The organism is Aeromonas oralensis, assembly GCF_049665575.1.
Classification (GTDB): domain Bacteria; phylum Pseudomonadota; class Gammaproteobacteria; order Enterobacterales; family Aeromonadaceae; genus Aeromonas; species Aeromonas hydrophila.
The window spans coordinates 3,914,786-3,938,576 of record NZ_CP187186.1 but is presented as its reverse complement, the minus strand read 5'-3'; the positions used below and the strand labels follow the sequence as shown (position 1 = coordinate 3,938,576).

Below are 23,791 nucleotides of genomic sequence, written 5' to 3'. Positions count from 1 at the left end.
ACTGGGCTGGTGGAGCCGGTTATCCGGTGTGTTGATGGATGAACAAACCATGGCGGGCCAGAGGCCCGCCATGGTTTTATTGCCTGCCCGCCGGGTTGAGAGCCGTGGTTTGCAGGGGCCTGCTCAATTGACGGGCGCCGTGATGCCAAGCCGGAACAGGGTCGCCTGGCTGGTATCGGTCAGCTCACCCACCCCCACCACACTCCACAGCTCCTCTTCCAGCTTCTTGGCCTTGTGAATGGCGAACTTGGCGATGTAGTCCAGCTCGTTGGCGATGAAGTTGGTGTCGGGGCGGCCGGTGCGGGAGATGCCCACCAGCACCGAGTAGAACTCTCCCTGGCGCAGCGCCTGTTCGATGAAGCTGCGCTTCTCCGCCACATTCTTGAAGCTGCTGGCGAGCCGGCTGGTGAAGATGGGCAGGCCGGCCGCCGTCTGCAGGCTGGCGATGTAGACCTCCTCCTCCTGCGGCTGATCCTCCCGCTCGATGGCCCGCAGCGGGTTCATGATGAGCTGTTTGAGCAATTCGCCCTGGAACAGGGGATAGAGGTTGTCCTGGTCGCCCTGCTCGGCACAGGCCTTCAGCAGCCGCGACAGGCTGCGCGCCTGGGGGGCATGACCGATGGAGGCCGGCCTGGGGGCGCCCTTCAGCTTGTTGATGTAGACCGGGGTACTGAAGACGTGGTGGGTGTAGATGTTGCGCAGCGCCCGCGCCATGCCGCGATAGCGGCGCTGCTCCTGGGCCGCTTTGAGCTTGTTCTGGTTGCTCTCGATCAGCAGCTTGAAGAACTGGCGGCCGGTGTGGCGCTCCGGATCGCCCTCGATGCACAGGTGCAGCACGGTGCGGGTCAGGTTGATGCTGACCAGCCGGTAGGGCAGACGCTGCAGATCCATGCTCTTGGAGAGCTCCTGCAGGCGCGGCAGAGCGATGGTGACGATGTCGTCCTTCACCCCCTCGAACGGCTCTTCCAGCTCGATCTGCATGCCGTGGGCCGAGATGTCGCGGGTCCAGCCGAGCCAGGCGCGGCCATTGTGCTTGATGGCCACGGCCGTCTTGTGGATGTAGCGGGCCTCCTTGCGCAGCTGGACATAGTGCAGCGTCTCGATCTCGAAGGGGGCGGCACTGCTGTCGTGGCCGAAGCGCTGCAGCTCGTTGGCATTGTGCTGGCCGGTGGCATCGTACTGAAACTCCTCCCGCTGGCTGTCGAGGCCGACATCCTGCAGCAGGCCGACATAGCTTATCTGCTTGAGCCGCTCCTGCAGCAGCATGTCTTGCAGCTGAGGGCTCTCCTTGCTCTGCTGGCTGGCCAGATCGGCCTCGTGCAGGTCACAGCGCTCCAGGCTGAATTTGTAGACCCGCCAGCTGGGGCGCCGGGCGCCGACCTGGAAGAAGAGCGACATCAGCCCGCTCTGCAACAGCTCTTCCCGGGTGGCGGAGAAGAAATAGAGGTGGCTGCGTACCGAGTGGGTGAAGCAGTAGATCAGGGTCTCTTTTAATTCCCCCGCCGCCGGCAGCAGGGCCTGCATGCGGGTGGCGGAGAACAGGCTGGCGAGCATGTCGCGGTTCTTGGCATCGCGCCAGTATTCGAGAATGTGCTGGTTGTTCTCGGTGCGCAGGGCGATCTCAAGGCTAGGGCTGTCGCCCGAACCGAAAAACAGCGGCATGCCGGTCATACGTGGCAGATAGAACTGCTCATACCCCTTGATGATGGCAGCGGAGAGCAGATAGTCGACGCTGACCCGATAGCGGCTCTTGTTGCTCTCGATGAACTCGCTCAGGAACTGGTCGAAGCCGGGGTGTTCGCCGGTTTTGACCAGTCTGAGCCAGAACTTGCCCTCCTTGCTCTCTTCCCCGAGGATCTGGTAGCTGACCGAATGGTGCAGGACCGGGTTGGGATGATCCCGCTCCAGCCCGGTGAAGAACACCTCGACGTGGGCGCCGGTCTGGTAGTTGGGCAGATAGGGCACCGAGACCCGGATCCCGCCGAGGGAAAGGTCGGAGCTTTTGGCAAACAGCTTGTCGCCATCGGCAAACTTGATGAGCACGGGGGAGCTGAAGTGCATCCGCTCCTGGCGTCGGCCATAGTAGCTGGCAAAGGCGATGGGATTGACGTCGTACTGGCGAAACGGGCTGGCAGGGGGCTGCAGCGGGCCATCGCTCTTGCCATGGTGGTGCTTCTGCCAGTGTTGCAGTGCCTCGTAGACTCCCAGGGTGTAATCGTCTTTGTAGAGATAGCACTGGGACTGGAACAGACCGATGGCCTCGGCCGGCATGAAGTGGGTGATCCCGTCGGATTCATGGACCAGACACTCGTCACCCAGTTCGTCCCGCATGTCGATCACGCGACGGCAGGGGGTGCATCTGCGCTTGATCTCCATCTTGATCAGAAAACGGCTGTTGCTGTTTTCGTCTTGGGTCAGGCGATTGAAGATGTCATCGAAATCCTTTTCTCTGAGCAGGGGGATGACCTGTTCAATAAGGTGCTGTTGTTGTTCTGAATCCATGTGTTCCTGCCACGGAAAGTCACTTTTCCGATTCTGGGTTTGATCTGTCGGTCGCAAACAAGTATATCAAGCAGGAATTCATCCTGTCCCCGAGTTATCCATGGCCAAAAACAAAACTGCCTATGTTTGTACCGAATGTGGCGCCGACTTCACACGCTGGCAGGGCCAGTGCAGTGAGTGCAAGGAGTGGAACACCATCAGCGAGGTGCGCCTCGGCTCGGTGACCCCGGGCAAGAGTGCCCGCTATACCGGTTATGCCGGCTCCATCGGCAGCCAGGTGCAGACGCTGGCGGAGATCGCCACCACAGAGATCCCACGCTTCTCTTCCGGTTTCAAGGAACTGGACCGGGTCCTGGGTGGTGGGGTGGTGCCGGGCTCGGCGATCCTGATCGGTGGCAACCCGGGGGCGGGCAAGTCGACCCTGCTGCTGCAGACCATGTGCGGTCTGGCTGAGCGGATGAAGACCCTCTATGTCACTGGCGAGGAGTCGCTGCAACAGGTGGCGATGCGGGCCTCGCGCCTCGGCCTGCCGACTGACAAGCTGCGCATGCTGTCGGAGACCTCGGTCGAGCAGATCTGCCTGATTGCCCAGCAGGAGCAGCCGCAGATCATGGTCATCGACTCCATCCAGGTGATGCATGTGGCGGATGTGCAGTCGGCGCCGGGTTCAGTGTCTCAGGTGCGGGAAGCCGCCGCCCTGCTGACCCGCTATGCCAAACAGAATCACGTCGCCATCTTCATGGTGGGCCACGTGACCAAGGATGGCACCCTGGCCGGCCCCAAGGTACTGGAGCACTGCATCGACTGCTCCGTGCTGCTCGATGGCGGTCACGATTCCCGCTTCCGGACCCTGCGCTCCCACAAGAACCGCTTCGGGGCGGTCAACGAGCTCGGCGTCTTCGCCATGACCGGGCAGGGGATGCGGGAGGTGAGCAATCCTTCCGCCATCTTCCTCAGCCGCGGTGAAGAGCAGGCGCCGGGGTCGGTGGTGATGGTGATCTGGGAAGGTACCCGTCCTCTGCTGGTGGAACTGCAGGCGCTGGTGGATTACTCCCAGCTCTCCAACCCGCGCCGGGTGGCGGTGGGGATGGATCACAACCGTCTCGCCATGTTGCTGGCGGTGCTGCACCGCCACGGCGGCCTGCAGATGGCGGATCAGGATGTCTTTATCAACGTGGTCGGCGGCGTCAAGGTCGAAGAGACCAGTGCGGATCTGGCCCTGCTGCTCTCCATGGTCTCCAGTTTCCGGGATCAATCCCTGCCCAAGGATCTGGTGGTGTTTGGGGAGGTGGGTTTGTCTGGTGAGATCCGGCCCGTGCCCTCAGGCCAGGAGCGGTTGCAGGAAGCCGCCAAGCATGGCTTCCGCCGGGCCATAGTGCCGCATGCCAACGCGCCCAAGCATCCCATCGAAGGCATGGAAGTGGTGCCGGTCAAGAAACTGGCCGATGCCCTGGAGGCCTTGTAATCGGCATGGTGGCCGCAGGCAGGCAATAAAAAGGAGCGCAACGGCGCTCCTTTTTACATCGGGTATACCGCTCAGGGGTGGGGGTGTTCGAGATGTTCGCTCAGCAACTGCTCCAGCTCCCTGTGCAGCAAGTCTTCATCGCCGACGTTGAGCTCGATCATCCGCTTGAGGTGGGTGGCGCTATCGATGTCGATGTGATGGCAGTAGAACCCCAGCTTCTTGCTGGCTTCATGGGTCAGCATGACCTGCATCTTGATCTCGATGTCGCTGCCGCTCAGCACGAAGCTGAGTGAATACTCTTTGTTATCGTGGCTTTCCCAGTCATCGGGCCGGATCAACAGCGCGCCCTGCAGGGAGATATCCACCAGCTGGGTCCGCCATTTATTATCTCCCTGGACGAGGTCGGCCATGGTCAAGTAGAGGATCCGTGAAAAACGGCGACGCTCGGACATTCTCATCTCCTGTCAGCAATAGGAATTGGAGCTAAAGGTCATGACATAGAGTGTAATGCACCTTGCACATCAGGATCTTGAACTGGCTCCGAAATTGGATATCAAACCTGCTGGGCGCTGAGTGACTCCACGACCTGCAATGCCTTGATCAGCCGATCTTCCTGTTTGAAACGATCTTCCAGCACGGGGCCCAGCTGGTTCAAGTCTTCATCCAGCAGCAGCATCTGGGCCTCATCGGCATTGCTGTACTTGTCGTTGAACTCCAACGCAAACTCGGTACAGGCCCTGATGTGGGGATAGATGCGTTTCGCCAGTTCCAGCTTGTCGCCGCTGGCCTGTTCGAAGGCGGTCACCACGTGGTTGTAGATCTCGAAGTGTCCGGCGCTGACGTAGTCGACCAGGCGCTCACAGAAGCCTTGCAGTTCCACATGGCCAGGCAGCGAACGCTGCTTTGTACGGGCGGGGGTCAGTCCGGCAAGCCGCATGTATTCGACCAGCAATGCCTGCCTGGCATCCAGCCAGTCGTCGATAGCTCTGTGCTTTCCTGCCAATGCGCGTTTGGTTTGTTCCAGTTCAGTTAACATAATCCCTCCGTGGGGCATAGGCATGGAGTGCTATCGTGACGGGCCTCCGGCCTTTTTATTGACTGACGACACCTCCCTATAACTAGGGAAAATCCAGTTGACCGTCAATAGGGGCATGGGGATATTGTTACATCAGGTGGCGTTTTGGTTACAAGGCACCATCATTTGCTCTCCTCTTCCCGTCAATTACGATCACGAAGGGGCGAGATATGTGACTATTTCCGCAGATCTTGATGAAAACCCCAGCATTCAAGCCAATCCGGCTGATAAAGCCTTTGCCTGAGTGTTTTTTTGAATAGAGTGGCCCGGTGCTAAATGCCCGATCATAAAGGAAATGTTATGAACAAAGCTCAACTTGTCGATGCAATTGCAGCCAAAGCAGATCTGAGCAAAGCTCAGGCCAAAGTCGCTCTGGAAGAGATCATCAATGGTATTACCCAGAGCCTGAAAGAAGGTGATGCTGTGCAGTTGGTGGGTTTTGGCACCTTCAAGGTGAACCATCGTGCTGGCCGTACCGGTCGCAATCCGCAAACTGGTAAAGAGATCCAGATTGCAGCCGCGAATGTGCCGTCCTTTGTGGCAGGCAAGGCGCTCAAAGACGCCGTCAAGTAATCCCCAAAAACCCGGCGCCAGCCGGGTTTTTTATTGCCATCGTCAGCAGAAATTGTTTCAGATACACTCAAGATATGGCGTGCGCCGTAGTGAGGTGGATGATGGAACAGAAAAATGCCATTCGGCAGGTTGCCGTACCTTGGGCTCCGTCCCGCCAACTCCCCCCGGGCCTGGTTGTGGCCGAACTTCATCAGGATATCTGGAGCGACTCCCTCACCATCATGTTGGGCAGGGCTCGCAGCATCGATCTGCCGCCGCAGATCCTCTGTCGGGTCTATTTTCGCCATATCTACGCAGTACGGGTAATGGAGGATTGCGATCTGGCGGAGGGCAAGGATAGCCATGCCATCGAAGAGCAGATCCAGCTCATCACCCCATCCCGGTTTGCCAGCTGGTTCCATCAGGAGTCGGACGGCCTGCACCTGGACGAGGATCTGCAGCACTACCGCATCTCGACCTGGGATTATTGCGCCGATGTGCTGACGTCCAGAGCGCCCGAGCTGCAGTTCGTGGACAAAGGCGATTAGCGAAGCTGAAGAGACAATAAAAAAACCGGCCACACTGGGTGTTGCCGGTTTTTTTATTGGTCGACGCGGGGTGAGCTCAGCCGAGCAGCTGATCCCGATGCAGCCCCAGCACGATGAGCAAGCCGAGGAAGTAGAAGGCGCTGAGTTTGACGCCCAGGATGGCGAGCAGGCCGGCGCAGAGCCGGACGATGGCCTTGTGCAGCCAGGAGCCAGTGAAGCGGTACATGGTTACTCCGCTGCCTCCGTGGTGGCGAATTCCGGCACCTTGGCCATGGCATCCAGCACTACCTGGATATCAGCTCCCGGCTTGCAGGCGTTTTCACTCAGGTGGCGGCGCCAGGCGCGGGCCCCCTGCATGTTCTGGAACAGCCCGAGCATGTGGCGGGTCATGTGGGAGAGATAGTTGCCCTTGGCCAGCTCCTGCTCGATATAGGGCAGCATCATCCGCACTACCTCGTGGCGGCTCGGCACAGTGTTGTTCTGGCCGAACACCAGATTATCCACCTGCGCCAGAATGTAGGGGTTCTGATAGGCTTCGCGCCCCATCATGACGCCATCCAGGTGTTGCAAATGTTCAAGGGTCTGCTCCATGGAGGTGACGCCGCCGTTGATGGCGATGGTGAGATCCGGGTAGTCCTGCTTGACCCGATAGACGCGGGGATAATCGAGCGGCGGGATTTCGCGGTTTTCCTTGGGGCTCAGGCCACTCAGCCACGCCTTGCGGGCATGGACGATGAAGGTGTCGCAACCGGCGTCGCGTACCTGTTCGATGAAGGCCTGCAGAAATTCGTAGGAGTCCTGCTCGTCGATGCCGATGCGGGTCTTTACCGTCACCGGAATATCGACCACATCGCGCATTGCCTTGACGCAGTCAGCCACCAGGGCGGGTTCGCCCATCAGGCAGGCGCCAAAGCGGCCGTTTTGCACTCGATCAGAGGGGCAGCCGACGTTGATGTTCACCTCGTCATATCCGCGCTCCTCGGCCAGCTTGGCGCAGCGTGCGAGATCGGCCGGATTGCTGCCACCCAGCTGCAGGGAGATGGGGTGCTCCTGCTCGCTGTAACCCAGATAATCCCCCTTGCCGTGGATAATGGCGCCGGTGGTCACCATCTCGGTATAAAGCAAGGTCTGGCGAGTCATCAGACGATGGAAATAACGGCAATGCCGATCGGTCCAGTCCAGCATGGGGGCGATGGAAAAACGCTGCGCCTGCATAAAAATCATCCGGGTTGGCTAAACAAAGGGGGCGGATTTTACCACAACGTGAGGCAGCCCCAGAAAATGAATTTTGTCACCGCGTCAAAGGGGGCCCTGTGATAGTATCCGGCTAATAAAAAGGGTAATTGCGTGATCATGAATCAAGACCAACTTTTACAACGAGCCGAACGACTCTGCGAACAACGCGGGATCCGCTTCACCCCTACCCGGCGTCAGGTATTCAGGCTGCTGGCTGCCCACGGCAATGCCATCAGCGCCTATGATCTGTTGGCCCAGTTGCAGCAGACCGAGGCCCATGCCAAGCCGCCAACCGTTTATCGGGCGCTCGATTTTCTGCTCGAACAGGGCTTTGCCCACAAGGTGGAGTCGCTCAACGCCTTCATTTTCTGCTGTCACTTTGATCATGCCCACCCGATGCAACTGCTCATCTGCGATCGGTGTGGCGAGGTGGTCGAGTTGCATGACGCGGCGATCGATGGCGCGTTTTCCGAGCAAGCCCACTTGCATGGCTTTACTATTACCAATAAGACAATAGAGGCACATGGCCAATGTGCTCGCTGTACGCCCACCGTAGGAAGTCAACATGAAGGCTGATTTTGTAAACCCGTTCCTGCTCTCCCTGCTCAATGTGCTCTCCACCATGGCACAGCTCGAGCTCAAGCCGGGCAAACCCAAACGCAAGATGGACGAGCTGGCGCGCGGCGATGTCTCCGGCCTCATCGGCATGGTCGGCCCGCAGACCCGCGGCTCGCTCTCTATCAGCTTCGAGAAGGGGCTGGCGCTGGAGATCATGCGCCGTATGCTGGGCGAGGCACCGGCCACCATCAATGAAGAAGTGACCGACATGGTGGGCGAGATCACCAACATGGTGACCGGCGGCGCCAAGCGCATGCTGGGGGAGAAGGGGTATGAGTTTGACATGGCGACCCCTATCATCGTCTCCGGCCCCAACCACACCATCACCCATCGTGCCGATGGCACCAAGATCATGATGCCGTTCGAATCAGATTACGGCCGTGCCACCATCGAGATCTGTTTCGAGTAACCCTATGTGGAAAGCGCTGAAATGGTTCTTCATCGGGTGGGCCCTACTGCTCATCCTGTCTGATCTCCAGATCACCACCTCGCTCTACAAGTACGAAGACAACCGGGTGGTGGTGAACTTTCCGCGCTGGCAGGCAGACCAGCCCTGGGGCACCTTTGAGTGGCATGCCGGGCGGGTGGAGGCCCATTGGTATGGTCTGGCAGGCAGACCCAAGCCGGTAGACTCGCTGCTGTAGCAGCCAAGATGACAGATGCAATGCAAGAGGCCAGCTGATGCTGGCCTCTTGTCGTTGGTCGCCCGGTTGATCAGGCCGCTTCGGCGGCCAGATCTTCGCGGGGGCGCAGCAGCATGCCGAAGCCGCAGGTCAGCAGGGTGGGCAGCAGCCAGGCCAGCCCCTTGTCAAACAGCGGCAGGAAGGCGAACGCATCCATCTGCATGCCGGCCGCGCCCAGCCCGTCCAGGCAGCCGAACAGAAACGCCACCAGCAGCACGGCGCGAAACGCCAGCCGTGGCCGGCCAAAATAACCCTGTACAAAGGTCACCAGCACCAGTGCGATGGCGACCGGGTAGATGGCGACCAGCACCGGGATGGAGAGGCTGATGAGCTGGCTCAGCCCGACGTTGGCCACCAGGATGGAGACACACCCCATCAGCAGTACCCACTTGCGGTATGTCCAGCCGGCCAGACCGTGGAAGTAGTCGGCGCTGGCGCAGAGCAGGCCGACTGCGCTGGTGAAGCAGGCCAGGGTGATGATGGCGGCCAGGATCAACTGGCCGTAGTGGCCGAACAGGCTCAGTACATAGGCGTTGACGATGGCGCCGCCATTGTCGACGTTGGTCACCACGCCCGCCGCGCTGTTGCCCAGGTAGAACAGGGAGATGTAGACCGCCGAGAGGCCAACTGCCGAGATGAGGCCCGCGATGGTCAGGTACTTGAACTGGCTCGGGTAGTCCTCGATGCCCTTGCGCCGCAGCAGGCCGATGATGAGGGCACCGAACATCAGGGAAGCGAGGGTATCCATGGTGTTGTAGCCTTCCAGCATGCCCTTGATGAGCGGGGTATCGATATAGTCGCCGCTGGCCTCCGGCATACCGCCCTGCGGGGCGATGACGACGCCGAGCGCCAGGATCAGCAGCATCACCATCAAGGCCGGAGTCAGGTACTTGCCTACCGCATCAAGCAGCCTGCCCCGATCCAGTGACACCAGGATCACCAGCGCAAAGAAGCACAGGCTGTAGAGCAGCAACCCGTGCTGGCCGGCTTCGCCGAGCCAGGGTTTGAGCCCCATTTCATAAGCCACCAGCCCGGTGCGGGGGGTGGCAAAGGCCGGCCCCATGATGATGTAGATGGCGATGGCCAGCGCCGTGGCTGCCCAGGTCGGCAGATAGCGGGTCATTGCCGTCCAGCCGCTGCTGCCTTGTCCGGCGCTGCCTCTGGCAACGGCGACCAGTGTCAGCAGAGGGAGCCCCACCGCCGTCAGCAGAAAGCCGACCATAGCTGGCATCAAATGTTCACCGGCCATAAAGCCTGCGAGCGGCGGAAAAATGATGTTGCCTGCCCCGAGATAGAAAGCAAACGTCATAAAACCCAGTCCGAATATGTCGGACAACTTCAGTGATTTCGTCAAACCTGACCTCATCTGCCTTATCAGCTTGTTCTTGTTGATTGCACCCACTGCCTGGCAGATATCCGGATAACAATGCTTCCTTCTCCCCCACGATGAGCACATCGGCGAAGGAGCACTCTTCTGAGCATAAAGAAGAGGAATTTGATCTCAATCACACATTAATATCTCGAAACAATTTAATTGGCCAGAATAAATCACCGATTAGCCAGCGGTTGGCAGCAGTGAAGGCGGTCGACATGGCGGCAGGGGGCTGGCAGCAGGAAAGGGGTAACGGGTGGTGAAAGGTTGTGGGCAGACAAACAAAAGAGCCTGCGCAAGGCAGGCTCTTTGAGATGGATGGGGGGAAATCAGGCGGCTTCGGCAGCCAGTTTCTCGCCGGAGCGTACCGCCATGCCGAGGCCACAGGCCAGCAGGGTCGGCAGCAACCAGGCCAGGCCCTTGTCGAACAGCGGCAGGAAGGCAAACGCATCCATCTTCATGCCGGCGGCACCCAGACCGTCCAGGCAGCCAAACAGGAAGGCGACCATCAGTACGGCGCGGAACACCAGGCGCGGGCGGCCGAAGTAACTCTTCAGGAAGGTGACCAGCACCAGTGCCACGGCAACCGGGTAGATAGCGACCAGCACCGGGATGGAGAGACTGATGAGCTGGCTCAGGCCCACGTTGGCTACCACGCCGCAGATGACCCCCAGCAACACTACCAGCTTCTTGTAGCTCATGCCGGTCAAGTTGTGGAAGAAGTCGGAGCAGGCGGAGATAAGACCCACGGCGGTGGTGAAACAGGCCAGGGTGATGATGGCGGCCAGGATGAACTGACCCGGCTGACCGAACAGGCTCAACACATAGGCGTTGACGATGGCACCGCCGTTGCTGATGTCGGTGGCGACGCCGGCTGCGGTGTTGCCCAGCTGGAACAGGGAGACGTAGACCACGGACAGACCGATGGCGGAGATGATGCCCGCGATGGCCAGGTATTTGAACTGGCTCTGGTAGTCATGAATGCCTTTCTGACGCAACAGGTCGACGATCAGGGCGCCGAACATCAGGGACGCCAGGGTGTCCATGGTGTTGTAGCCTTCCAGAATCCCTTTCACGAAGGGGCCGTTCTGATAGTCGCCGGAAGAGACCGGCATATTACCTTGCGGGGCGACGAATACACCGATGGCCAGGGTCAGCAGCAACAGCATCAGCACCGGAGTCAGGTATTTGCCGATGGCATCCATCAGCTTGCCCTGATTGAGGGAGACCAGAATGGCCACGCCGAAGAACAGTACTGTATAGGCCGCCAGACCGGCTTGACCCATATCACCAATGAAAGGCTTGAGGCCCATTTCGTAAGCCACCAGCCCGGTACGGGGGGCGGCGAAGGCCGGGCCGATAATGATGTAGATGGCGACGGCCAGAGCGGTGGCGACACCAGCTGGCAGCAGCTTGGTCATGCCGGTCCAGCCATTGCCTGCCTTGGCGACGGCGATGATGGTGATAAGGGGCAGGCCCACTGCGGTGACCAGGAAACCCAGCATGGCGAGAGAGAGGTGCTCACCCGCCATGTAACCGGCCAACGGCGGGAAGATGATGTTGCCGGCGCCCAGATAGAAGGCGAAGGTCATGAAGCCCAATCCGAGCACGTCGGACATTGTGAGTGATTTCGTCAAGTTCAACCTCGTCTGTCTTGTAAACTATTGCTTGTTATAGTTTTTTATTGGTCATCGACCGGTATTGTTCAGGGGTAAAAAAAGGAGCCCCGCTTGTTTTTTCATCGCGACCAGTGGTTTGAGCTGGTCTTGAGCGGGTGCTCGTTTAGGAGTCAGCATAATGGCGTGAAAAAATAGTTCAAGACGAAATTTACATCTTCAAATAGAAGGGGCTGGTCAGTTGGATGTATCTGTCGGAATAGGTTCCATCAGCAGAATGGATCACAATTTCACCCCGCTCACACTTGTTTAATCCTCTGCCAAGTAGCAATAAAACACGATTTGCCGCTTTTCCTGCCCTGGTGATAACAGCTGTATAACAAACGGCGTGCAGATCATAATCTGCCGAGATGCATAAAATTTCATCGGCCATGGCCGTTGGCACGACCAGCGCAACCTCGCCGTTGGGGGCCAATAGCCGGTCACAGGCGACCAGCAGATCCCGGCTGTCGAGGCCGCCGGTATGACGTGCCAATGCCCTGGCGGGATCGCGAAATGACTGGCCCGCCACGAAGTAGGGGGGTTGGAGACGATGAGATCGTAAGGGGCGGCCTGATAGTTTTGAATGGCGCTCTCGATGACGGTGACCCGCTCATGCCAGGGGGAGGCTGCCGCATTCTCGCGAGCCTGCCGGGCTGCATTGCTATCCAGCTCTACCTCATCGATGTGGCAGTCGGCAGGGCTGCGCTGGGCCAGCATCAGGGCGATGAGGCCGCTGCCGCTGCCAATGTCGAGCACCCGGCGGGCGTTGGTGACAGGCGCCCAGGCGCCGAGCAGGATGCCATCGGTGCCGACTTTCATGGCGCAGCGATCGTGATCAACATGAAATTGCTTGAAGGTAAAACCGCTGTTTCGTCCCATCCGACTCCCGTCCTGTGCCAGCGCCGCAGAAAATGGTCGGCGATTATAGCGACTAAGCCACAGTCGCCATAGGAGCCGACGACATAATCGCCTATAATCTGCCGTTTCCTTAATGACCGAGTATTGCCATGAGCCAGTCCTTTGATGATTTCGACCTGAATCCAGCCCTCAACCGGGCCTTGGCCGAGATGGGTTTCACCCGCCCCACCACCATTCAGCAGATGGTGCTGGAGCCAGCCCTGGACGGGCGCGATATTCTGGCATCCGCCCCGACCGGTACCGGCAAGACCGCCGCCTTCTTGCTGCCGGCCCTGCAGCATCTGCTGGACTTCCCGCGCCGCAAGCCGGGTCCGTGCCGCATGCTGGTGCTGACCCCGACCCGCGAGCTGGCGCTGCAGGTCACCGCCCACGCCAAGGCGCTGGCGGCTCACACCAACCTCAGCATCGAGACCATCATCGGCGGCGTCAGCCATGAAGAGCAACTGCCGGCCCTGACCAAGACCACCGACATCGTGGTGGCCACCCCGGGCCGCCTGCTCGAGTACATCGAGAAAGAGGAGTTCGAGAGCCACGATATCGAGGTCCTGGTGCTGGACGAAGCGGACCGCATGCTGGACATGGGCTTCATCAAGGATGTGAACCGCATCGTGGAAGAGGCGCGTTATCGCAAGCACACCATGCTGTTCTCCGCCACCCTGGAAGGGGCAGGCCTTGAGAAGTTCGCCAACGATATCCTGAAGGAGCCGGTGGAGCTGCACGCCGAGCCGCCCCGCAGCGAACGTCGTCCCATCACCCAGTGGGTGCACCTGGCCGACGATGCTGCTCACAAGCTGGCCCTGCTGGTACACATCCTGAAAGATCCCGAGACCCAGAAAGCCATCATCTTCGTCAAGACCCGTGAGCGGCTGGCGGAGCTGTCCGGTCAGCTGCAGGCGGCTGGCGTCTCCTGCGCCTGGATCCGCGGCGAGATGGAGCAGAGCAAGCGCATCGAGTCGATCCGCAAGTTCCATGAAGGGGAAGTACCCTTCCTCATCGCCACCGACGTGGCCGCCCGCGGCATCGACCTGCCCAACGTCAGCCATGTCATCAACTACGACATGCCCTACGGCGCCGATGTCTATGTCCACCGGATCGGCCGCACCGGTCGTGCCGGCAACCGCGGTTGCGCCATCAGCCTGGTGGAAGCCCACGACATGGCGATGGTCGCCAAGATCGAGCGCTATACCGAAGAGCGTCTCAAGCGCCGGGTGATCGACGAACTGCGCCCCAAACACAAGGAAGCGAGGGTGCCGGTGAAGAAGAAAAAGCCGAAGGACGACAAGAAGAAGTCGGCCAAGAAGAAAAAGAAGTAAACCTGCCCGCTACAACGGCCATCCCCGGATGGCCGTTGTGCTATCTGCTGCTCACTCGATGGGGGCCAGAAAAGAAAAAAGCCGACGTATAAACGTCGGCCAATAAAAAGTGCTTACAACAGAGGATTCATCTATTCAGACTTGGGGATCCTGAATTTGGTTCCCTCGGGTCGTAATTAATTTTCAGCGCGTTTGAACATCAGGGTATTGGCGTCGGACTCTTCCGGTTCGAAGTAGTAGCCATCGGCGTTGAACCCGGTCAGCTGTTCCACCTTGGTGAGTCTGTGCTTGATGATGTGACGGGCCATCATGCCGCGCGCCTTCTTGGCGTAAAAGCTGATGATCTTGAACTGGCCGTTCTTCTCGTCCTTGAACACCGGCGTGATGATGCGTCCCTGCAGGGCCTTGGGACGTACCGACTTGAAGTACTCGTCGGAGGCGAGATTGATCAGCACCTCGTCTCCCTGAGCGGCCAGCGCCTTGTTCAGGTGGGCGGTGATGATGTCGCCCCAGAACTGGTAGAGGTCCTTGCCACGCCCGTTGTCGAGGCGGATCCCCATCTCCAGCCGGTAAGGCATCATCAGATCGAGCGGACGCAGCACCCCGTAGAGACCGGAGAGCATGCGCAGGTGTGCTTGGGCGAAGTCGAAATCAGCCTCGCTGAAATCCTCCACCGCCAGTCCCGTATAGACATCTCCCTTGAAGGCCAGTAGCGCCTGGCGGGCATTGGCCGGGGTGAAGTCGGGTTGCCAGTCGGCAAAGCGGGCGGCGTTGAGGCCGGCCAGCTTGTCGCTGATCTTCATCAGGCTGGCGATCTGGTCCGGGCTCAGCTGGCGGGCCCGGCCGATCAGCTCGGCGGAGTGGTCCAGCAGCTCGGGTTGGGTGAAACGAGAAGTCACCAGCGGCGACTCGTAATCCAGCGTCTTGGCCGGGGAAACCACAATCAGCATAACGATCCTTTATAGCGGTGACGCACGCCCCTCATTCATCCAGGGTGACGTTGTCGAGAGTGCCTGCACCCAGCTGCTCGCGCCCCGACAGCTTGATCAGCAGTCGCAGGTCGTTGGCCGAGTCGGCATGGGCAAGGGCCTCACTGTAGCCAATTTGGCCGGCACAGAACAGGGCGAACAGCGCCTGATCGAAGGTCTGCATGCCGAGCTCGGTGGACTTGGTCATCACCTCCTTGAGCCGGTGCACCTCCCCCTTGCGGACGATATCGGTAATGAGCGGGGTGTTGAGCAGCACCTCGAAGGCCGCACAGCGACGGCGCCCGTCCAGGCTGGGCAGCAGTTGCTGGGCCACGATGGCACGCAGGTTGAAGGAGAGATCGAACAGGAACTGGCGGTGTTTCTCCTGAGGGACCAGGTGCAGGATGCGGTCCAGCGCCTGGTTGGCATTGTTGGCGTGCAGAGTGGCGAGGCAGAGATGACCGGTCTCGGCAAACTGCAGGGCAAACTCCATGGTCTCCTGGCTGCGGATTTCGCCGATCAGGATCACGTCTGGCGCCTGGCGCAGCGAACTCTTCAGCGCCACGTCGAACGACGCTGTGTCTATGCCCACCTCGCGCTGGGTGATCAGGCTGCGGCCGTGCTTATGCACGAACTCCACCGGATCTTCCACCGTCAGGATGTGGCCGTCCATATGCTGGTTGCGATAACCGATCATGGCCGCCTGGGTGGTGGATTTGCCAGCGCCGGTGGCACCGACGAACAGCACCAGCCCGCGCTTGGCCAGGGCGATCTCCTGCAGGATGGGGGGCAGCGCCAGCTCGTCAAAGGTGGGAATGCGGGTCTCGATACGGCGCAGCACCATGCCCGGCAGCTCCTGCTGCCAGAAGGCACTGACCCGAAAGCGGCCAAGCTCCTCGCGGTGAATGGCGTAGTTGGCCTCCTTGGTGCGCAGGTAGCGCTCGAAGTGCTCCGGGCTCAGGGTCTCCTTGACCAGCGCCAGCGCCCTTGCCTTGTCGAGGGGGGCTTCTGTCAGCGACTGCAGGTGGCCGTTGACCTTGAGGGTCGGCGGCGTGCCGACCGTGATGAACAGATCCGAGCCTTTGCGGGCGACCAGCTCGGTCAGCAGGGCATCCAGATTCATAACGACTCCTTCCCTAGATTCGTCGTGGTTAGATGGTGTTGGGATCGACCGCCTTGGCCTTGGCATCGAGCGCCGCCACCATGCCGCGACTCACCAGCTGCTTGAGGCTCTGATCCATGGTCTGCATGCCGTGGGTCATCCCGGTCTGGATCACCGAGTAGAGCTGGGCAATCTTGTCTTCCCGGATGAGGTTTCGTACGGCGGGAATGCCCATCATGATTTCGTGGGCCGCCACCCGGCCGCCGCCGATACGCTTGAGCAGGGTCTGGGAGATGACCGCACGCAGCGACTCGGAGAGCATGGAGCGCACCATGTCTTTTTCCGCCCCGGGGAAGACGTCGATGATCCGGTCGATGGTCTTGGCCGCCGACGAGGTGTGCAGGGTACCGAACACCAGGTGGCCGGTCTCGGCCGCGGTCATGGCCAGACGAATGGTTTCCAGGTCACGCATCTCGCCCACCAGGATGATGTCCGGGTCTTCCCGCAGCGCCGAGCGCAGGGCGTTGCTGAAGCTCTTGGTATCGCGGTGTACTTCCCGCTGGTTCACCAGACAGCGCTTGTTCTCGTGCACGAATTCGATGGGATCCTCGATGGTGAGGATGTGGTGATGAAAGTTCTCGTTGATGTAGTTGACCATGGCCGCCAGGGTGGTGGATTTGCCCGAGCCGGTCGGGCCGGTCACCAGTACCAGACCGCGGGGGTATTCGGCAATCTTGCGAAAGATCTCCGGGGCGTCCAGATCTTCGAGGCTCAGCACCGTGCTGGGGATGGTCCGAAATACCGCGCCGGAGCCGCGTGCCTGCTGGAAGGCGTTGACCCGGAAGCGGGCGAGGTTCGGCACCTCGAACGAGAAGTCCACCTCGAAGTTCTCTTCCAGTTCCTTGCGCTGGTGGTCGTTCATGATGTCGTAGATGAGGGCGTGCACTTCCCGGTGTTCCAGGGCGGGCAAATTGATCTTGCGAACCTCGCCATCAACCCTGATCATCGGGGGAACCCCGGCCGAGAGGTGTAGATCCGAGGCTTTATGTTTTACACTGAAAGCCAATAACTCTGTGATATCCATAGATTTGTCATTCTCCCATCACAAGATCACTAACGAAACATGAACCAGATTGCCGAGCACCTGCTTCAGGTCAAGGAACGTATTGTACAAGCCGCCAGTCGAGCGGGCCGAAGCCGCGATCACATCCAGCTGCTGGCGGTCAGCAAGACCAAACCGCTGGAGGCCGTTTGCGAGGCCTATGCCGCCGGTCAGCGCCGCTTTGGTGAATCCTACGCCCAGGAAGCGGCGACCAAGATAGATACCCTGCGTGAGCAAGGGGTCTGTGCAGACATAGAGTGGCACTTTATCGGCCCGCTGCAATCGAACAAGTCCAAGCTGGTGGCCGAGCGTTTCGACTGGGTGCAGAGCGTGGACAGAGAGAAGCTGATCGAACGCCTGAACAACCAGCGCCCGAGCGGGCTCGCACCGCTAAATGTCTGTCTGCAAATCAATATTAGCGGAGAGAGCAGCAAATCCGGAACGTCGGAGCAAGAGATTTTCCGCCTGGCTGAACTGGTCTCCCGCTGTGAACGGCTGCGGCTGCGCGGCCTGATGGCGATTCCGGAGCACACCAGCGACGAGGCGGTGCTGGCCGCCCAGATGGTGCGCATGCAGACTCTGTTCACCGAGCTTGCGCAACAATACCCGGGCGTCGACACCCTCTCGATGGGGATGACCGAGGATCTCGAACTGGCGATCGGCCACGGCAGCACCATGGTGCGAGTTGGTACCGCCATCTTCGGTGCCCGCGACTATTCATGAGCAAGGCCCGGGATGCGATGCATCGGGCAGTGCTTTTTTCAGGTAACAGGAGCGTTTGATGCAGCATAGAATCCTCGCCTTTATCGGGGCGGGCAACATGAGCCGCAGTATCATTGCCGGTCTGGTTCAGGCGGGCTATCCGGCCGACCGGATCATCGCCGCTAACCCCAGTCGGCCCAAGCTGGATGCGCTGGCCAACGACTATGGCATCCGCATCACCCAGGACAACGCCGAGGCGGCCCGGGCGGCTGAGGTGATCGTGCTGGCGGTCAAGCCGCAGCTGATGGCCACCATGCTGAGCGCGTTGGTGGCACAGCTGGGCACGCTGGAGGGCAAGCTGCTCATCTCCATCGCCGCCGGCATCAAGGTGGCGCGGCTGGCCGAGATGGCGGGCGGCCACGGCCGGATCATCCGCACCATGCCGAACACCCCCTCTCTGCTGGGGCTGGGGATGACCGGGCTGTACGCGCCGCCCGGCATCGAGCAGGCTGACCGGGAGCTGGCCGAGCAGATGATGCAGGCGGTGGGCAAAACCCTGTGGGTGGAGCAGGAGTCCGGCATCAACGGCGTCATCGCCGCGGCCGGCAGTGCGCCCGCTTATTTCTTCCTGTTCATGCAGGCCATCGCCGAAGAGGCCGAGGCCATGGGCTTCTCCCCCGAGCAGGCCCGCCTGCTGGTGCAGCAGACCGCTCTTGGTGCGGCCGCCATGGTGGAGCAAAATCCCGAGCTGTCGTTGCAGACCCTGCGCGAGCAGGTGACCAGCAAGGGCGGCACCACCGCCGAGGCGATCAAGACTTTCCAGCAGCAGGGACTGATGCCGCTGACGGCACACGCCATGCAGGCGGCCGTTGCCCGGGCCGGCGAAATGGAAACCCTGTTCTGAACCCGATTTCTCTTACTCTCTGTCTCAACCTGGAGCCCAGATGAACACTGCTTACTTTCTGATTAACACGATTTTTGACCTCTATCTCATGGTGGTGCTGTTGCGCGTCTGGCTGCAGTGGGCCCGCGCAGACTTCTACAACCCCATGAGCCAGATGGTGGTCAAGCTGACCAATCCGCTGGTGGTGCCGCTGCGCCGGATCATTCCCGGGTTTGGTGGGCTGGACATGGCCTCTGTGCTGCTGGCCATCATCATCGCCTTCGCCAAGCTGGCACTGCTCAAGAGCATGAACGTGCTGCTGGCCGACTGGCTCACCCTCAGCCTGTTTGCCGGGCTCACCGTGCTGAAGAAGGCCGGCTCCATGATCTTCTGGGTGCTGCTAATCCGCGCCATCCTGAGCTGGGTCAGCCAGGGTCGCAACCCCATCGAGTACGTGATGCACCAGCTGACCGAGCCCTTCCTGGCCCCCATCCGCCGCATTCTGCCGGCACTGGGCGGGCTGGATCTCTCCGTGCTGGTCGCCTTTATCGGGCTGCAGGCCATAAACTATCTGTTGGGCGATCTGTTCGGCCAGCTGTGGTGGATGATTTGATGGCAGCCGTCCTGCGGGAAGGGGATGAGCTGATAATGCATCTGATGATCCAGCCCAAGGCGAGTCGGGATCAGATCGTCGGATTGCACGGAGAAGAGTTGAAAGTGGCCATCACGGCGCCGCCGGTGGATGGCCAGGCCAACAGCCACTTGATCAAGTATCTGGCCAAGCAGTTCAAGGTGGCCAAGGGGCAGGTTCGCATCGTGCGGGGGGAGCTGGGGCGGCACAAGACGGTCGCCATCGAGGCGCCCAAGCAGATCCCCGCCGAGGTCAGTGCCCTGCTGGACAATCAGGGTTAACACGAGAAGGATGACACCATGAAAACAGCCTGGATAAGCTGCCTGCTGGCACTGCTGCTGACCTTGCCCCTGCGGGCCGAACAGATGAAGGAACTGGGCCCCTGGCAGGTGCACTACAGTGCCTTCAACTCCAGCTTCCTCACCCCCGAGGTGGCCAAGGCCTATGGTCTGGAGCGCAGCCGCTACAACGGCATCGTCAACATCGCGGTGCAGAACAAGCAGGGGGTCGCCCAGGCGGTGGGGATCAGCGGCGAGGCCAAGAACCTCACCGGCACCATCCGCACTCTGAGCTTCCAGGAGGTCAAGGAGGGGGATGCCATCTACTATCTGGCGGTGCTGCCCTATCGCAACGAAGATACCTACCAGTTCACCCTGAAGATCATGGGGGAGGGGCAGCAGCAGACGCTGACCTTCCAGCAGACCTTCTACGTCGACTGATGCCGACGCCGGTGATGCCCTGTAAAAAAGCCCCGAACGCAGGTTCGGGGCTTTTTTCATGACGGCGAGTCGGTTGGCGGGGTGAAGTCGTGGATCTCCCCGATCCGCGGGGTGAAGCGGGGATCCTGATCCCGGTTGTGCTCCACCCACTCCATGGCCTGACAGAAGCTCTCGCGCTTCGAGAATTCGCTGCGCACCTGATCAATGGCCCGCTCCGCGCTGCGCCGCTCCATCTTGCTGGCCTTGCGGTCGCTGAACTGCTTGTGCTGGGCCAGCATCCACTCGGTGAAGGCCTGGCGGCACTGTGCCTCGCTGGCTGCCTGGGCGGGCAGGGCTGTCAGCAGGGCGATCATCAATAAATAGTGCATAACAACATCGGTGACTGAGGGGCGTGATTGTCTGAAAGGGCGGCATTCTATGCCGAAAACTTGAGCATGAACAGGGGAAGAGAGGGGGCCGTCATGGCCGGCCCCCACAGGGTCAGTGTTTGACGAGGTAGAGCTGGCGGCTGTAGGCCACGTCTTCCGGATTGTTGATGGGATACCCCTTGAGCCAGGGCTTGATCAGCCGGGCGTTGGTGTACTGATAGATGGGGGCGATGGGCGCCTCGTCCTGCAGTATGGTTTCGGCCTCATCGAACAGGCTGGCCCGTTCACGGGGATCCTGGCTGTTGGCAGCCTTGGCCAGCAGGGCATCGTAGCCGGCGTTGGCGAAGCGGGCCATGTTGCCGCTGTGGCGGGAGCCCCACAGGCCGAGGAAGGCGGACGGGTCGTTGTAGTCGGCCACCCAGGAGGAGCGGATCACCTCAAACTGGCCGCTCTGGCGGCTGTCGAGATAGGTTTTCCACTCCTGATTGGTGAGTTCGACCCGGGCCCCCAGCTTCTGTTTCCACATGTTGGCGATGGCCAGCGCCATCTTCTTGTGTACCTCGGCCGTGTTGTAGAGCAGGGTCAGCTTGAGCGGGTTGGCCGGGCCGTAGCCAGCCTCCTTGAGCAGGGCTCTGGCCTTGTCGTCCAGCACCTGCTGACTGCTGCTGGAGAGCAGGTTGGCCTTGGGCTCGAAGCCGGCAACCACATCCGGAGTGAAGTGATAGGCCGGTTTCTCGCCGGTGCCCAGGATCTTGCTGGCGATAAGGCCACGGTCGATGGTGTAGGAGAGCGCCTTGCGCACCCGCACGTCGTTGAGAGGGGCGCGCTGGGTATTGAAGGCGTAGTAGTAGGTGCCGAGTTGATCCGGGGTATAGACCTCGCCCGGGATCTGCTGCATCAGCTTGTGATACTGCTCCTTGGGGAAGGATTCGGTGATGTGCAGGTCGCCGGCCAGGTAACGGTTGGTGGCCGCGCTCTCCTGGTTGATGGGTACGAAGGTGACCTTGGTCAGCACGGTATGGGCGCGATCCCAGTAGTAGGGGTTGGGGGTCAGCTCCAGCTTCTCGTTCACCACCCGGTGACTCAGCACGAAGGCACCGTTGCCGACCAGCTTGCCAGGCTGGGTCCACTGGTTGCCGTATTGCTCCATGCTGGCGCGATGCAGCGGCGACAGGCTGGGGTGGGTCAGCAGGCTCAGGAAGTAGGGCACCGGCTGGGAGAGGGTCACCTGCAGGGTATGTTCATCGAGGGCCTTCACCCCGAGCTCTGCGGGGGGCAGCTTGCCGGCCACGATCTCATCCACCTTGTCGAAGCGAGCCAGCTGGGCGAACCAGGCAAAGGTGGCCGCTTCTTTGGGATCGACCAGTTTGCGCCAGCCGTAGACGAAGTCAGCGGCCTGCACGGGATCGCCGTTGGACCAGCGGGCGTCCGGTCGCAGATGGAAGGTGAAGCGCTGGTTGCCTTGGTTGTCCCAGCTGGCGGCCACCCCGGGCTGCACCTTGCCGTCCGGTCCCTGGGTCAGCAGCCCCTCGTAGAGATCCCGCAGTACCTGCAACTCGGGCAGGCCGACCAGCTTGAGCGGGCTCAGGCTCGCCGGTTCGTCTTTCAGATGACGCACGACGGCCTGTTCGGCAGCGAGCTGGGTGCCGGGTGGAACATCGGCAGCCTGGACACAGGCACAGCCCAGCAGGGCCAGCAGGGGACTCCATCCTTTCATGGTTGATCCTTCAAATAGTGTGAAGCGAGGTGAAAACTCGGCGAGAAGTGATCGCCGACAGACGGGAAATCATGATATCCCGTTTGCTGGTCAGACCGCCAGTATGAGTCCCTTGGATGAGGGGGGCTTCCCGGCATCTTATTTGACCCGCCATTCGGGCAGAGGAGTGAGCAATGAGAATATGGATCCTGTTGGCCCTGGCCATCAGTCAGGGGGCCTGGGCACTGGCGCCGTGTGAGCGCGAGAGTCAGGTTGGCAGCTGGTGTGAGGTGAACATAGATCAGCTGCATCCGACCCAGGGCGGCGTGGGCCAGATCCAGGTCGACAACACCCAGGCCGAGCTGGCGGGCAAGAGTGCAAAGCAGCTCGACAAGCTGATGAAAAAGAAAGAGATCCCCATCGTCATTGCGCCCGATGGCGGTTACTGGCTGGTGGACAGGCACCATCTGACCAAGGCGCTGTGGCAGTCTGGTGTGAAGCAGGTGCGGGTCAAGGTGATCGCCAGGTTGCAGGACAAGGAGAACTTCTGGAGCCAGATGCAGTGCAACCACTGGGCCTGGCTCAAGGATGAAAAGGGCGGTGCACTGACGCCGCAGCAACTGCCGGCCCACATCGGTGAACTGCCGGATTACCCCTACCGGACGGTGGCCGGGCTGCTGCAGGATGCGGGCTATTTCGACAAGCGTGAGCAGGTCTACTTCGTCGAGTTTGCCTGGGCCAGCTGGCTCGGCCAGCAGATGGACTGGCTGCCGGTCGACAGCGCCAACCTGGCGGATCGCCTCTATCAGGCCAAGCGGCTGGCGTGCAGCAGCAAGGCGGCGGATCTGCTGGGTTATCCCGGCAAGCAGTGCCGGGTCAATCAGTCGCGCAGCGGCAACTGAGGGGATAGCCGCTATCAAAGCAATTGCGGGGGGCCAATGCCCCCCGCTTCGTCATGATGGTTGCCGGGCCTGCTGCCAGTGCGCGGCAGCCTGTTCCAGCAGGGCCACTTCGCCTTGCTGGATCAGCGGCAGCAAGGCCTGCACCTGGGCATCTGGCCACTCCCACCAGGCCAGCGCCTGCAAGCGGGTGATCTCTTCCTCAGCAAAGCGCATCCTGATCACTTTGGCCGGCGTACCGGCCACCATGGCATAGGGCGGCACATCCTGATTGACCAGGGCGCGCGCCGCGATGATGGCACCGTCGCCGAGGGTGACCCCCGGCATGATCATGGCGTCCATGCCGATCCAGACGTCGTTGCCGATACGGGTGTCGCCGGCAGGGCGATAGCTGCGCTGGAGGGCATCGAGATCGGCAAACGGATAGGTGCTGATGAAGTCGGCATTGTGGGTGTGGTTGCCGCCCATCAGGATCTTCACCCCGGCGGCTATTTGCACATAGTCGCCGATATGCAGCTGATCGATGTGCCAGAGCGGTTCCCAGCCGGTCTCCGGGCTGCGGCTGAAGTTGTCGCCGTACAGATAGCGCACGGCGGCCTCTTCAAACGGGCCGTCCCAGGCGCCGGAGTAGTAGCTGTGGCGCCCCTTCAGGTGGATGTTGGGGTTGCTCACCGTCAGGTGCAGGTACTCGACCTGCGACCAGTGTTGGCAGGGTTTCATGGTTGTCTCCTCGTTCAAATGGATAGGGTGGATGACGCGAGGAGCGCAGCTAATAGATCCA

Annotated in this window: 27 protein-coding genes and 1 pseudogene; 14 read left to right on the top strand and 14 right to left on the bottom strand. The window is 60.6% G+C overall.

The genetic code is table 11. The features are described from left to right. Window positions 1-123 precede the first annotated feature (123 nt). Window positions 124-2,502 carry a PilZ domain-containing protein gene (locus tag ACPDZI_RS18350; protein ID WP_438833590.1) on the bottom strand — a complete coding sequence of 793 codons (2,379 nt, stop codon included), beginning with the start codon at window positions 2,500-2,502 and terminating at the stop codon, window positions 124-126. 100 nt (window positions 2,503-2,602) lie between these two features. Between ACPDZI_RS18350 and radA the strand changes: the two genes are divergently transcribed. Further along, window positions 2,603-3,967: a DNA repair protein RadA gene (gene radA, locus ACPDZI_RS18345; protein WP_438833589.1), complete on the top strand. Its 1,365-nt coding sequence runs from the start codon at window positions 2,603-2,605 to the stop codon at window positions 3,965-3,967. A 71-nt stretch (window positions 3,968-4,038) separates the two neighbouring features. Here radA and ACPDZI_RS18340 read toward each other — a convergent pair whose 3' ends face one another. Both ACPDZI_RS18340 and ACPDZI_RS18335 read right to left on the bottom strand, forming a co-directional pair. After that, window positions 4,039-4,419, bottom strand: a complete 381-nt coding sequence (locus ACPDZI_RS18340; protein ID WP_438833588.1) for a PilZ domain-containing protein — start codon at window positions 4,417-4,419, stop codon at window positions 4,039-4,041. 101 nt (window positions 4,420-4,520) lie between these two features. Continuing rightward, window positions 4,521-5,003, bottom strand: coding sequence for an Rsd/AlgQ family anti-sigma factor (locus ACPDZI_RS18335; RefSeq protein WP_076361822.1), 483 nt, complete (start codon window positions 5,001-5,003; stop codon window positions 4,521-4,523). A 97-nt stretch (window positions 5,004-5,100) separates the two neighbouring features. Here ACPDZI_RS18335 and ACPDZI_RS18330 point away from each other — a divergent pair, with 97 nt between their 5' ends. From ACPDZI_RS18330 to ACPDZI_RS18320, 3 genes are all read left to right on the top strand, one after another. Then, on the top strand, window positions 5,101-5,286 hold the full coding sequence (locus ACPDZI_RS18330; RefSeq protein WP_139329118.1) for a hypothetical protein: 186 nt from the start codon (window positions 5,101-5,103) through the stop codon (window positions 5,284-5,286). A 56-nt stretch (window positions 5,287-5,342) separates the two neighbouring features. After that, window positions 5,343-5,615: a nucleoid-associated protein HU-alpha gene (gene hupA / locus ACPDZI_RS18325; protein ID WP_005305063.1), complete on the top strand. Its 273-nt coding sequence runs from the start codon at window positions 5,343-5,345 to the stop codon at window positions 5,613-5,615. Between the two features lie 101 nt (window positions 5,616-5,716). Then, window positions 5,717-6,142, top strand: coding sequence for a hypothetical protein (locus tag ACPDZI_RS18320; protein ID WP_011707401.1), 426 nt, complete (start codon window positions 5,717-5,719; stop codon window positions 6,140-6,142). Between the two features lie 76 nt (window positions 6,143-6,218). Here ACPDZI_RS18320 and ACPDZI_RS18315 read toward each other — a convergent pair whose 3' ends face one another. Continuing rightward, a complete protein-coding gene (locus ACPDZI_RS18315) occupies window positions 6,219-6,368 on the bottom strand; it encodes a hypothetical protein (protein ID WP_017411202.1) in 150 nt (49 codons plus the stop codon). Between the two features lie 2 nt (window positions 6,369-6,370). Continuing rightward, a complete protein-coding gene (gene dusA, locus ACPDZI_RS18310) occupies window positions 6,371-7,357 on the bottom strand; it encodes a tRNA dihydrouridine(20/20a) synthase DusA (protein ID WP_076361820.1) in 987 nt (328 codons plus the stop codon). Between the two features lie 138 nt (window positions 7,358-7,495). Between dusA and zur the strand changes: the two genes are divergently transcribed. From zur to ACPDZI_RS18295, 3 genes are read left to right on the top strand one after another with little or no spacing between them, the layout of a single operon-like run. Continuing rightward, on the top strand, window positions 7,496-7,954 hold the full coding sequence (zur, locus tag ACPDZI_RS18305; protein ID WP_075384504.1) for a zinc uptake transcriptional repressor Zur: 459 nt from the start codon (window positions 7,496-7,498) through the stop codon (window positions 7,952-7,954). Beyond that, a complete protein-coding gene (locus tag ACPDZI_RS18300) occupies window positions 7,944-8,405 on the top strand; it encodes a chemotaxis protein CheX (RefSeq protein WP_016351979.1) in 462 nt (153 codons plus the stop codon). Before zur ends, ACPDZI_RS18300 begins: the two co-directional genes overlap by 11 nt. A gap of 4 nt (window positions 8,406-8,409) precedes the next feature. After that, window positions 8,410-8,640 (top strand): hypothetical protein, encoded by a 231-nt coding sequence (locus tag ACPDZI_RS18295; RefSeq protein ID WP_045525480.1) that lies wholly within the window; start codon window positions 8,410-8,412, stop codon window positions 8,638-8,640. A 70-nt stretch (window positions 8,641-8,710) separates the two neighbouring features. On the opposite strand, the gene brnQ (ACPDZI_RS18290) is transcribed toward ACPDZI_RS18295, so the two are convergent. The 3 genes and pseudogenes from brnQ (ACPDZI_RS18290) to ACPDZI_RS18280 all read right to left on the bottom strand — a co-directional run bounded on the left by brnQ (ACPDZI_RS18290) (window position 8,711) and on the right by ACPDZI_RS18280 (window position 12,588). After that, on the bottom strand, window positions 8,711-9,988 hold the full coding sequence (brnQ, locus tag ACPDZI_RS18290) for a branched-chain amino acid transport system II carrier protein (protein WP_029302183.1): 1,278 nt from the start codon (window positions 9,986-9,988) through the stop codon (window positions 8,711-8,713). Window positions 9,989-10,380: 392 nt separating this feature from the next. Further along, window positions 10,381-11,670 carry a branched-chain amino acid transport system II carrier protein gene (gene brnQ, locus ACPDZI_RS18285; RefSeq protein ID WP_187268869.1) on the bottom strand — a complete coding sequence of 430 codons (1,290 nt, stop codon included), beginning with the start codon at window positions 11,668-11,670 and terminating at the stop codon, window positions 10,381-10,383. Window positions 11,671-11,878: 208 nt separating this feature from the next. Beyond that, a pseudogene (locus tag ACPDZI_RS18280) lies at window positions 11,879-12,588 on the bottom strand (tRNA1(Val) (adenine(37)-N6)-methyltransferase). A 128-nt stretch (window positions 12,589-12,716) separates the two neighbouring features. Between ACPDZI_RS18280 and srmB the strand changes: the two are divergent. Beyond that, the gene (gene srmB, locus ACPDZI_RS18275) at window positions 12,717-13,940 is read left to right on the top strand and encodes an ATP-dependent RNA helicase SrmB (protein ID WP_016351974.1); all 1,224 of its coding nucleotides are present in this window, start codon (window positions 12,717-12,719) and stop codon (window positions 13,938-13,940) included. Between the two features lie 176 nt (window positions 13,941-14,116). Here srmB and yaaA read toward each other — a convergent pair whose 3' ends face one another. From yaaA to tapT, 3 genes are read right to left on the bottom strand one after another with little or no spacing between them, the layout of a single operon-like run. Beyond that, a complete protein-coding gene (gene yaaA, locus ACPDZI_RS18270; RefSeq protein WP_207137363.1) occupies window positions 14,117-14,890 on the bottom strand; it encodes a peroxide stress protein YaaA in 774 nt (257 codons plus the stop codon). A 31-nt stretch (window positions 14,891-14,921) separates the two neighbouring features. Continuing rightward, a complete protein-coding gene (tapU, locus tag ACPDZI_RS18265) occupies window positions 14,922-16,031 on the bottom strand; it encodes a type IVa pilus ATPase TapU (RefSeq protein ID WP_323933862.1) in 1,110 nt (369 codons plus the stop codon). Between the two features lie 28 nt (window positions 16,032-16,059). Beyond that, window positions 16,060-17,094 carry a type IVa pilus ATPase TapT gene (gene tapT, locus ACPDZI_RS18260; RefSeq protein WP_005305010.1) on the bottom strand — a complete coding sequence of 345 codons (1,035 nt, stop codon included), beginning with the start codon at window positions 17,092-17,094 and terminating at the stop codon, window positions 16,060-16,062. Window positions 17,095-17,133: 39 nt separating this feature from the next. On the opposite strand from tapT, the gene ACPDZI_RS18255 reads away from it, so the two are divergent. The 5 genes from ACPDZI_RS18255 to ACPDZI_RS18235 are packed head-to-tail and all read left to right on the top strand — an operon-like array spanning window position 17,134 to window position 20,047. Next, the gene (locus tag ACPDZI_RS18255) at window positions 17,134-17,835 is read left to right on the top strand and encodes a YggS family pyridoxal phosphate-dependent enzyme (protein WP_016351971.1); all 702 of its coding nucleotides are present in this window, start codon (window positions 17,134-17,136) and stop codon (window positions 17,833-17,835) included. Between the two features lie 58 nt (window positions 17,836-17,893). Further along, entirely contained in the window at window positions 17,894-18,718 is an 825-nt protein-coding gene (gene proC, locus ACPDZI_RS18250; RefSeq protein WP_438833585.1) for a pyrroline-5-carboxylate reductase, read from the top strand. A 40-nt stretch (window positions 18,719-18,758) separates the two neighbouring features. Further along, window positions 18,759-19,310: a YggT family protein gene (locus tag ACPDZI_RS18245; protein ID WP_017411214.1), complete on the top strand. Its 552-nt coding sequence runs from the start codon at window positions 18,759-18,761 to the stop codon at window positions 19,308-19,310. Further along, window positions 19,310-19,609, top strand: coding sequence for a DUF167 family protein YggU (yggU, locus tag ACPDZI_RS18240; RefSeq protein ID WP_270831794.1), 300 nt, complete (start codon window positions 19,310-19,312; stop codon window positions 19,607-19,609). The genes ACPDZI_RS18245 and yggU overlap by 1 nt, the downstream gene beginning before the upstream one ends. A gap of 18 nt (window positions 19,610-19,627) precedes the next feature. Beyond that, the gene (locus ACPDZI_RS18235; RefSeq protein ID WP_060390705.1) at window positions 19,628-20,047 is read left to right on the top strand and encodes a DUF4426 domain-containing protein; all 420 of its coding nucleotides are present in this window, start codon (window positions 19,628-19,630) and stop codon (window positions 20,045-20,047) included. A 56-nt stretch (window positions 20,048-20,103) separates the two neighbouring features. Here the strand turns inward: ACPDZI_RS18235 and ACPDZI_RS18230 are convergent, their stop codons facing one another. Then, on the bottom strand, window positions 20,104-20,415 hold the full coding sequence (locus ACPDZI_RS18230) for a hypothetical protein (RefSeq protein WP_268032152.1): 312 nt from the start codon (window positions 20,413-20,415) through the stop codon (window positions 20,104-20,106). A gap of 112 nt (window positions 20,416-20,527) precedes the next feature. Next, window positions 20,528-22,132 carry a peptide ABC transporter substrate-binding protein gene (locus tag ACPDZI_RS18225; RefSeq protein ID WP_438833584.1) on the bottom strand — a complete coding sequence of 535 codons (1,605 nt, stop codon included), beginning with the start codon at window positions 22,130-22,132 and terminating at the stop codon, window positions 20,528-20,530. Between the two features lie 173 nt (window positions 22,133-22,305). Here ACPDZI_RS18225 and ACPDZI_RS18220 point away from each other — a divergent pair, with 173 nt between their 5' ends. Next, window positions 22,306-23,013 (top strand): ParB-like protein, encoded by a 708-nt coding sequence (locus tag ACPDZI_RS18220; protein WP_438833583.1) that lies wholly within the window; start codon window positions 22,306-22,308, stop codon window positions 23,011-23,013. Window positions 23,014-23,064: 51 nt separating this feature from the next. On the opposite strand, the gene ACPDZI_RS18215 is transcribed toward ACPDZI_RS18220, so the two are convergent. Next, complete coding sequence (locus tag ACPDZI_RS18215) at window positions 23,065-23,730, bottom strand: CatB-related O-acetyltransferase (RefSeq protein WP_438833582.1); 666 nt, start codon at window positions 23,728-23,730, stop codon at window positions 23,065-23,067. Between the last annotated feature and the right edge of the window lie 61 nt (window positions 23,731-23,791).

Bases quoted from the DNA above. Each gene is read 5' to 3' on its own strand.
- ACPDZI_RS18350 (WP_438833590.1), bottom strand. From the start codon at position 2,502: ATGGATTCAGAACAACAACAGCACCTTATTGAACAGGTCATCCCCCTG.
- radA (WP_438833589.1), top strand. From the start codon at position 2,603: ATGGCCAAAAACAAAACTGCCTATGTTTGTACCGAATGTGGCGCCGAC.
- ACPDZI_RS18340 (WP_438833588.1), bottom strand. From the start codon at position 4,419: ATGTCCGAGCGTCGCCGTTTTTCACGGATCCTCTACTTGACCATGGCC.
- ACPDZI_RS18335 (WP_076361822.1), bottom strand. From the start codon at position 5,003: ATGTTAACTGAACTGGAACAAACCAAACGCGCATTGGCAGGAAAGCAC.
- hupA (WP_005305063.1), top strand. From the start codon at position 5,343: ATGAACAAAGCTCAACTTGTCGATGCAATTGCAGCCAAAGCAGATCTG.
- ACPDZI_RS18320 (WP_011707401.1), top strand. From the start codon at position 5,717: ATGGAACAGAAAAATGCCATTCGGCAGGTTGCCGTACCTTGGGCTCCG.
- ACPDZI_RS18315 (WP_017411202.1), bottom strand. From the start codon at position 6,368: ATGTACCGCTTCACTGGCTCCTGGCTGCACAAGGCCATCGTCCGGCTC.
- dusA (WP_076361820.1), bottom strand. From the start codon at position 7,357: ATGCAGGCGCAGCGTTTTTCCATCGCCCCCATGCTGGACTGGACCGAT.
- zur (WP_075384504.1), top strand. From the start codon at position 7,496: ATGAATCAAGACCAACTTTTACAACGAGCCGAACGACTCTGCGAACAA.
- ACPDZI_RS18300 (WP_016351979.1), top strand. From the start codon at position 7,944: ATGAAGGCTGATTTTGTAAACCCGTTCCTGCTCTCCCTGCTCAATGTG.
- ACPDZI_RS18295 (WP_045525480.1), top strand. From the start codon at position 8,410: ATGTGGAAAGCGCTGAAATGGTTCTTCATCGGGTGGGCCCTACTGCTC.
- brnQ (WP_029302183.1), bottom strand. From the start codon at position 9,988: ATGACGTTTGCTTTCTATCTCGGGGCAGGCAACATCATTTTTCCGCCG.
- brnQ (WP_187268869.1), bottom strand. From the start codon at position 11,670: ATGTCCGACGTGCTCGGATTGGGCTTCATGACCTTCGCCTTCTATCTG.
- srmB (WP_016351974.1), top strand. From the start codon at position 12,717: ATGAGCCAGTCCTTTGATGATTTCGACCTGAATCCAGCCCTCAACCGG.
- yaaA (WP_207137363.1), bottom strand. From the start codon at position 14,890: ATGCTGATTGTGGTTTCCCCGGCCAAGACGCTGGATTACGAGTCGCCG.
- tapU (WP_323933862.1), bottom strand. From the start codon at position 16,031: ATGAATCTGGATGCCCTGCTGACCGAGCTGGTCGCCCGCAAAGGCTCG.
- tapT (WP_005305010.1), bottom strand. From the start codon at position 17,094: ATGGATATCACAGAGTTATTGGCTTTCAGTGTAAAACATAAAGCCTCG.
- ACPDZI_RS18255 (WP_016351971.1), top strand. From the start codon at position 17,134: ATGAACCAGATTGCCGAGCACCTGCTTCAGGTCAAGGAACGTATTGTA.
- proC (WP_438833585.1), top strand. From the start codon at position 17,894: ATGCAGCATAGAATCCTCGCCTTTATCGGGGCGGGCAACATGAGCCGC.
- ACPDZI_RS18245 (WP_017411214.1), top strand. From the start codon at position 18,759: ATGAACACTGCTTACTTTCTGATTAACACGATTTTTGACCTCTATCTC.
- yggU (WP_270831794.1), top strand. From the start codon at position 19,310: ATGGCAGCCGTCCTGCGGGAAGGGGATGAGCTGATAATGCATCTGATG.
- ACPDZI_RS18235 (WP_060390705.1), top strand. From the start codon at position 19,628: ATGAAAACAGCCTGGATAAGCTGCCTGCTGGCACTGCTGCTGACCTTG.
- ACPDZI_RS18230 (WP_268032152.1), bottom strand. From the start codon at position 20,415: ATGCACTATTTATTGATGATCGCCCTGCTGACAGCCCTGCCCGCCCAG.
- ACPDZI_RS18225 (WP_438833584.1), bottom strand. From the start codon at position 22,132: ATGAAAGGATGGAGTCCCCTGCTGGCCCTGCTGGGCTGTGCCTGTGTC.
- ACPDZI_RS18220 (WP_438833583.1), top strand. From the start codon at position 22,306: ATGAGAATATGGATCCTGTTGGCCCTGGCCATCAGTCAGGGGGCCTGG.
- ACPDZI_RS18215 (WP_438833582.1), bottom strand. From the start codon at position 23,730: ATGAAACCCTGCCAACACTGGTCGCAGGTCGAGTACCTGCACCTGACG.